The 7,713-nt window shown below is 60.6% G+C and carries 5 protein-coding genes; 1 reads left to right on the forward strand and 4 read right to left on the reverse strand.

All coding sequences use genetic code 11. The features are described 5' to 3' along the window. Positions 1-56: 56 nt before the first annotated feature. Positions 57-2,930: an aminomethyl-transferring glycine dehydrogenase gene (gene gcvP, locus AC1DSG_RS24145; protein ID WP_477793141.1), complete on the reverse strand. Its 2,874-nt coding sequence runs from the start codon at positions 2,928-2,930 to the stop codon at positions 57-59. A gap of 153 nt (positions 2,931-3,083) precedes the next feature. Here gcvP and AC1DSG_RS24150 point away from each other — a divergent pair, with 153 nt between their 5' ends. Next, the gene (locus tag AC1DSG_RS24150) at positions 3,084-4,223 is read left to right on the forward strand and encodes a DegT/DnrJ/EryC1/StrS family aminotransferase (protein ID WP_477793142.1); all 1,140 of its coding nucleotides are present in this window, start codon (positions 3,084-3,086) and stop codon (positions 4,221-4,223) included. Positions 4,224-4,276: 53 nt separating this feature from the next. Here AC1DSG_RS24150 and gcvH read toward each other — a convergent pair whose 3' ends face one another. The 3 genes from gcvH to AC1DSG_RS24165 form a co-directional block, all read right to left on the reverse strand. After that, positions 4,277-4,660 (reverse strand): glycine cleavage system protein GcvH, encoded by a 384-nt coding sequence (gcvH, locus tag AC1DSG_RS24155; protein ID WP_477793143.1) that lies wholly within the window; start codon positions 4,658-4,660, stop codon positions 4,277-4,279. A 50-nt stretch (positions 4,661-4,710) separates the two neighbouring features. Then, entirely contained in the window at positions 4,711-5,793 is a 1,083-nt protein-coding gene (gcvT, locus tag AC1DSG_RS24160) for a glycine cleavage system aminomethyltransferase GcvT (protein ID WP_477793144.1), read from the reverse strand. 156 nt (positions 5,794-5,949) lie between these two features. Beyond that, complete coding sequence (locus AC1DSG_RS24165; protein WP_477793145.1) at positions 5,950-7,566, reverse strand: ABC transporter permease; 1,617 nt, start codon at positions 7,564-7,566, stop codon at positions 5,950-5,952. Between the last annotated feature and the right edge of the window lie 147 nt (positions 7,567-7,713).

A 7,713-nucleotide genomic window follows, 5' to 3' on the forward strand; every position in this document is an offset into this window, starting at 1 on the left:
AGATCGCCATCGCMGGCAAGCCGGGCTCCTACAGGGGTTAGGTGTGCGGCGAGATCTCAGCGGTAGTCATCCACCGGCACACACGCGCAGAACAGATTCCGGTCGCCATAGACGTTATCCACCCGGTTCACCACCGGCCAGTATTTATGCAGTTTGGTGTGCGCATCCGGCGTCACCGCCTGCTCGATGCTGTAAGACCGCTCCCATACCCCGATGATGTCCGCCAATGTGTGTGGCGAACGCTTCAGCGGGTTGTCCTCCGCCGGCCAATTGCCGTTTTCCACCTCGCTGATCTCCGCACGAATACTCAGCATCGCCCCGATAAACCGGTCCAGCTCGGCCTTCGATTCACTTTCGGTCGGCTCGACCATCAAGGTCCCCGGTACGGGGAACGACATGGTCGGCGCATGGAAACCATAATCCATCAGGCGCTTGGCTACGTCCTCTTCGCTGATGCCGGTCAGTGCCTTCAGCGGCCGCAAATCCAGGATGCATTCGTGAGCCACCCGGCCATTGCGCCCGGTGTAGAGCACCGGGAATGCACCGGATAAATGCTGCGCCAGGTAATTCGCGGCGAGGATCGCCACTTCGCTGGCGTCCGCCAGTTGCGGCCCCATCATCGCGATGTACATCCAGCTGATCGGCAATATGCTTGCGCTGCCCCAGGGTGCCGCGCTCACTGCGCCGTTCTGTGGCAAAGGTCCGTCGATGGGCACCACCGGGTGATTGGCCACGAACGGCGCCAGGTGCGCCCGCACACCAATCGGCCCCATACCCGGCCCGCCGCCGCCATGGGGAATGCAGAAGGTTTTGTGCAGGTTCATGTGTGACACGTCGGCGCCAATGTCCGCCGGGCGTGCCAGGCCGACCTGAGCATTGAGGTTGGCGCCATCCATGTACACCTGACCACCGTGGCTGTGGATAACCTCACAGATCTCGCTGATGCCTTCCTCGTAGACGCCGTGGGTCGATGGATACGTCGCCATCAGGCACGCCAGTTTGTCCCCCGCCTCCGAGGCTTTTTGCTTGAGGTCATCCAGATCGACGTTGCCTGCATCGTCGCACTCGACAATAACCACGCGCATCCCGGCCATTTGCGCCGAGGCCGGGTTGGTGCCGTGGGCCGAGGATGGAATCAGGCAGAGATCCCGCGCCCCTTCATGACGGCTCTCATGGTATTTGCGGATCGCCAGCAAACCGGCGTATTCGCCCTGGGCGCCGGAGTTGGGCTGCATGCAAATCGCATCGAAACCGGTGATCGCGCAGAGCCAGCGTTCCAGCTCTTCGATCATCAGCGAATAACCCACGGCCTGATCCTTCGGCACAAACGGGTGCAGGTTGGCTAACTGCGGCCAGGTGATGGGAATCATTTCGCTGGTGGCATTGAGCTTCATGGTGCAGGAGCCCAACGGGATCATTGACTGGTTGAGGGCAAGGTCCTTGTTCTCCAGTTGCTTGAGGTAACGCAGCATCTCGGTTTCGCTGTGATGCGCATTGAACACGGGGTGGCGCAGATAAGGCGAGGTGCGCAACAGCCCGTCAGGAATGCCGGACTCCAGAGTTTCGGCGTCCAGTTCGTCGACATTCAGACCATGATCGGCACCGAGGAACACATCGAACAACTTCACGACGGTGGTTTCGTCCGAGGTTTCGTCGAGGCTCAACCCCAACTGCCCTCGCCCCAAAATCCGTAAATTGATCTGCGCTGCTTGAGCGCTTTCGATGATCGCGGTCTGGGTGCCGCCGACTTCCAGGGTCAAGGTGTCGAAGAAGTGTTTGTTGAGGCGGCTGACGCCACGTCGCTCAAGGCCGACGGCGAGGATGCAGGTCAAGCGGTGCACACGCTGGGCAATGCGCTTGAGCCCTTCAGGGCCGTGGTAGACCGCGTAGAAACTGGCGATGTTGGCCAGCAGCACTTGAGCGGTGCAAATGTTCGAATTGGCCTTCTCCCGTCGAATGTGTTGCTCGCGGGTTTGCAGGGCCATGCGCAAGGCAACATTGCCGCGAGCATCTTTTGACACGCCGATGATCCGCCCCGGAATCGCCCGTTTGTACTCATCGCGGCTGGCAAAAAACGCCGCGTGCGGCCCGCCGTAACCCATGGGCACGCCAAATCGCTGGGATGAGCCAAAGACCACGTCGGCGCCCAACTCCCCCGGCGGCGTCAGCAACAGCAGGCTCAACAGATCAGTGGCGACACATGCCAGAGCTTGCTGCGCGTGCAAGTGATCGATCAACGGCCGCAGATCACAGATTTCGCCGTGGGTGTCGGGGTATTGCAGCAGGGCACCGAACACCTGGTGCTGCTTCAAGTTGTCTACCGAGTCGATGATCACTTCGAACCCGAACCCTTCGGCCCGGGTCTGCACCACGGAAATGGTCTGCGGATGACAGTGCTCGTCGACGAAGAACAGATTGCTTTTGGACTTGGCGACACGCTTGGCCAGCGCCATGGCTTCCGCCGCTGCCGTGGCTTCATCCAGCAGTGAGGCGTTGGCCAGTTCCAGGCCGGTAAGGTCGATGGTCAGTTGCTGGAAGTTCAGCAGCGCTTCGAGCCGCCCTTGGGCAATCTCTGGCTGATAAGGCGTGTACGCGGTGTACCAACCGGGATTTTCCAGCACGTTGCGCACAATGACGGTTGGCGTGAGGGTGCCGTGGTAGCCCATGCCGATCAGGCTGGTCCAGACCTGGTTTTGCTCGGCGTAACCGCGCAGTTTGGCCAGCGCGGCCACTTCGTCGAGGGCAGGCGGCAGGTCGAGCGGCCTGTTCAGGCGGATTCCCGGCGGCACCGTCTGCTCGATCAGTTCAACCCGGCTTCCGAGGCCGAGGCTGTCGAGCATCGCCTGCTGCTCGGCGGCATCAGGCCCGAGGTGGCGGCGCAGAAAGGCATTGGGGTCGCGTAACTGGCTCAAGGACGGCAACTTGGACATGACGGGCTCTCTTTTGACTGGCGCTCAGCGTCGATGCAATACGGTCAAACCAGCATAGCAGCCGATATCCGAGCGGATGGCTTGGCRCCGATGACCATTGCGGACATCATGCTTGGCATCCGCCCACTGTCCGCTGATCAGGTGCCTGTATTTATGAGCCAACTGCCGTTCCTGCCGTTCTCCAAACCCACCATGGATGAAGCGACGATTGCCGCAGTCGGCGACGTATTGCGCTCGGGCTGGATTACCAGCGGCCCCAAGGTCCAGGCTTTTGAACAACAACTCTCTGAGTATTTTGGCGGGCGCCCGGTGCTCACTTTCAATTCCGGCACCTGCACCATGGAAATCGCCTTGCGCGTGGCCGGGGTCGGGCCGGGTGATGAGGTGATCACCACGCCGATTTCCTGGGTGGCCACGGCCAACGTCATTCTGGAAGTCGGCGCCACTCCGGTGTTTGCCGACATCGACCCGTTTACCCGCAACATCGACCTGACACAGCTCGAAGCCGCCATCACCCCGCGCACCAAAGCCATCTTGCCGGTGTACCTCGCCGGACTGCCGGTGGACATGACGCGTCTGTACGCACTGGCAAAAAAATACGATCTGCGAGTGCTGGAAGATGCGGCCCAGGCGCTGGGCTCCAGCTGGAACGGCCAGCGCATTGGCTCGACCGGTGATTTTGTCTCCTTCAGTTTCCAGGCAAACAAAAACGTCACCTCGTCAGAGGGCGGCTGTCTGGTGTTGAACAACGATGAGGAAGTGCGACTGGCGCAGAAGTACCGTTTGCAGGGCGTCACCCGCAGCGGCTTCGACGGTCTGGATGTCGATGTGCTGGGCGGCAAGTTCAACATGACTGACGTTGCGGCGGCCATTGGCCTTGGGCAGTTTGCTCACATCGAAGCGATCACTGCTCATCGCCGTGAACTGGCCCGGCACTATTTCTCGTGTTTTGGTGAGGATTTCGAGGCGCAGTACGGGGCTCAACTGCCGCCGGCGGATTTCGAGAACAGCAACTGGCATTTGTTCCAGCTGGTGTTGCCGGAGCGCAGGGATGGCCAGCCGGCGCGGGCGACTTTCATGGAGCAGATGCAGGCATTGGGCGTCGGTATCGGCTATCACTATCCGCCGATTCACCTGCTGAGCCTTTACCGCGAGTGCGGTTTCAAGGAGGGCATGTTCCCGGTCGCCGAGCGGGTCGGCCGCCTGATTGTCTCGTTGCCGATGTTTACGGCGATGAGCAAAGCAGATGTCGAGCGTGCGGTGGCGGCGGTCAAGGCCGTTCTAAAGCCTTAAACACTTGTGGGAGCGAGCTTGCTCGCTCCCACATGGATCTCGCAGAGCAGGGATTACTCGCCGATGGCAGCCTTGTAGGCCACCGGATCAAGCAGGTTGTCCAGCTCGGAGGTATCGCTTGGCTCGAGTTTAAAGAACCAGCTGTCATAAGGCGCGCTGTTGACCAGTTCCGGGTTGTTGGCCAATTCTTCGTTAACGGCAATGACTGTACCGGAGACTGGCGAGTAGATATCCGACGCGGCCTTGACCGACTCGACGACACCCGCAGCCTCACCGGCAGCGAACACTTTGCCGATTTCCGGCAGCTCGACGAACACTACGTCACCCAAGGCTTCCTGAGCATGGTCTGAAATACCCACTTTCACGCCGCCATCATGATCCAGGCGGGCCCACTCGTGACTTTCGGCAAAACGCAGGTCGGCAGGAATATCGCTCATGTTCTGTGTCCTCAAGAAAAATGTCAGCGGTTTCGGTCCGCCAAAAAAGGTTAGATCAAGGTTTTGCCGTGGCGTACGAAGGTCGGCTTGACCACTCGGACCGGGTACCACTTGCCACGGATTTCCACTTCGGCGCGGTCGGCAGTTGCCATCGGCACGCGCGCCAGTGCTATCGACTTGCTTAGCGTAGGAGAGAAACTACCACTGGTGATCTCCCCTTCGCCAACATTGGCGATGCGGACTACTTGATGAGCGCGCAAAACCCCTCGTTCCTCAAGGACCAGCCCCACCAGTTTGTGCTGCACGCCACCGGCCCGTTCGGCTTCCAGGGCGGTGCGCCCGATGAACTGGCGAGTGGCCGGCTCCCAGGCAATGCTCCAGGCCATATTAGAAGCCAGCGGCGATACATCTTGATGAATGTCTTGGCCGTACAGGTTCATACCGGCTTCGACCCGCAAGGTATCCCGCGCCCCCAGGCCAATGGGAGAAATGCCCGCGCCAACCAGATCGTTGAAAAAGCCCGGAGCCTGATTGGCCGGCATGACGATTTCCAGACCGTCTTCGCCGGTGTAACCCGTACGTGCGATGTACCAGTCACCCTCTGGCTGGCCTTCGAACGGCTTGAGTAGCTGGATCAGATTGCTGCGGGGCTGGGACACCAGTTCGCAGATTTTTTGTCGGGCCTGAGGGCCTTGAATGGCCAGCATCGCCAGCTCTGCGCGCTCGTTGAGCTGCACATCAGAACCATCGAGGTGAGCCTGCATCCAGGCAAGATCCTGATTGCGGGTGGACGCGTTGACCACCAGGCGGTAACCGTCGTCGAGGCGATAGACGATCATGTCGTCGACGATTCCGCCGCGCTCATTGAGCATGGTGCTGTACAGGGCACGGCCGGGGCTGTGCAAACGCTCGACATCATTGGCCAGCAAGTGCTGGAGCCAGGCCTTGGCCTGGGGGCCGCTGATATCGATCACGGTCATGTGGGACACATCGAAAACCCCGCAATCGCGGCGCACCTGATGGTGTTCCTYGACCTGCGAGCCGTAATGCAGAGGCATATCCCAACCGCCAAAATCGACCATCTTCGCGCCGAGGGCGAGATGAAGGTCATACAGAGGCGTACGCTGTCCCATGGGTTTCTCCTTCCGGGCGTGGCGAGGGTGCGGACCGGTACTGCACGGGGTGAAAACCTTGAAGTAGAAGGCTCCCAGCCGATTTCAGCTACCGGATCTTTCAGACGGACCGCACCGAATGCCGCGCATTGTAGCCGCAAGGTGTAGGACTGGCACCTAGCTGTTTCGATGCGCCGATCGTCGAATCAATCCGATGACCGGCAACAGCCCGACCAACACCAGAGTCAGCGCCGGCAAAGACGCCCTCGCCCACTCACCTTCACTGGTCATTTCAAAGATCCGAACCGCCAGCGTGTCCCAGCCAAACGGGCGCATCAGCAGGGTCGCGGGCATTTCCTTGAGCACATCGACAAACACCAGCAACGCGGCGCTCAACGTACCCGGCAACAACAAGGGTAGATACACCTTGAAAAACAGTCGCGGCCCACTGACGCCAAGGCTACGTGCTGCTTCGGGCAAAGATGGCCGTATACGCGCCAGACTGCTTTCCAGTGGCCCATAAGCCACCGCGATGAAGCGCACCAGATAGGCCAGCAATAACGCCGACAGACTCCCCAGCAGCAAGGGTTTGCCGGCGCCACCGAGCCAGCCGGACAATGGGATCACCAGCTCGCGATCCAGGTAACTGAACGCCAGCATGATCGACACCGCCAACACCGAGCCCGGTAGAGCGTAGCCGAGATTGGCCAGGCTGATGCCGGAGCGGATCACGCGAGTTGGTGCCAGGCGTCGGGCAAAGGCCAGCACCAATGCAACGCTGACCGTGATCAACGCCGCCATGCCGCCCAGGTACAGGGTATGAAGGATCAGCCCGGTGTAACGTTCGTCCAGATCCAATCGCCCGCGCTGCCAGAACCACACCATCAGTTGCAGCACCGGGATGACGAAGGCACAGGCGAATACCAGGCCGCACCAGCTCATGGCCGCCAGCGCCTTGACCCCACGCAGGTGATACAGCGCCTTGACCCGCGGCCGCTCGTTGCTCGCGCGGTTGGCCCCGCGAGCACGGCGCTCGCCATACAGCACCACCATCACCACCAACAGCAACAGGCTGGCCAGTTGGGCTGCGGTGGAAAGGCTGAAAAATCCGTACCAGGTTTTGTAGATGGCGGTGGTGAACGTGTCGAAGTTGAATACCGACACCGCACCGAAATCCGCCAGGGTTTCCATCAACGCCAACGCCACGCCCGCGCCGATGGCTGGGCGAGCCATCGGCAACGCCACTCGCCAGAACGCCTGCCACGGGGATTGACCGAGCACCCGGGCCGCCTCCATCAGGCCTTTGCCCTGAGCGAGGAACGCGGTACGGGCCAGGAGATACACGTAGGGATAGAAAACCAGCACCAGCACAAGGATGACACCGCCGGTGGAGCGCACGCGCGGCAGCCTCAGGCCAGTTCCAAACCATTCGCGCATCAGGGTTTGCACGGGGCCGGCGAAATCCAGCAGGCCGACGAAAACAAACGCCAACACGTAGGCCGGAATCGCAAACGGCAGCATCAGCGCCCAGTCCAGCCAGCGCCGACCGGGAAACTCACAGAGGCTGGTGAGCCAGGCAAGGCTGACGCCCAGCAGGGTGACGCCGACACCAACACCGAGTATCAGGGTCAGCGTATTACCCAAAAGGCGCGGCATCTGCGTGTCCCAGAGGTGGGACCAGATCTGTTGATCGATGGTTTGCCATGACAGCAGTAAAACACTGAGGGGCAACAAGACCAGCGCAGCGATGGCGAAGACCAAGGGATACCAGCGGCGTTGGGCGGGATGAGCCAAGGAGGTTCTCTAGAAAATGTTGTGGCCAACTCAAACCGGTAGTCGGCTCCATTCTGTGGCGAGGGAGCTTGCTCCCGCTKGGSTGCGAAGCAGCCCTAGCGGTGTCAGAAGACTCATGACAGAGTTGATCTGATACCCTCTTGTGGC

It is taken from the genome of Pseudomonas sp. P5_A12 (assembly GCF_056400685.1).

Coding starts and splice junctions, on each gene's coding strand:
- gcvP (WP_477793141.1), bottom strand. CDS start 2,930: ATGTCCAAGTTGCCGTCCTTGAGCCAGTTACGCGACCCCAATGCCTTT.
- gcvH (WP_477793143.1), bottom strand. CDS start 4,660: ATGAGCGATATTCCTGCCGACCTGCGTTTTGCCGAAAGTCACGAGTGG.
- AC1DSG_RS24150 (WP_477793142.1), top strand. CDS start 3,084: ATGAGCCAACTGCCGTTCCTGCCGTTCTCCAAACCCACCATGGATGAA.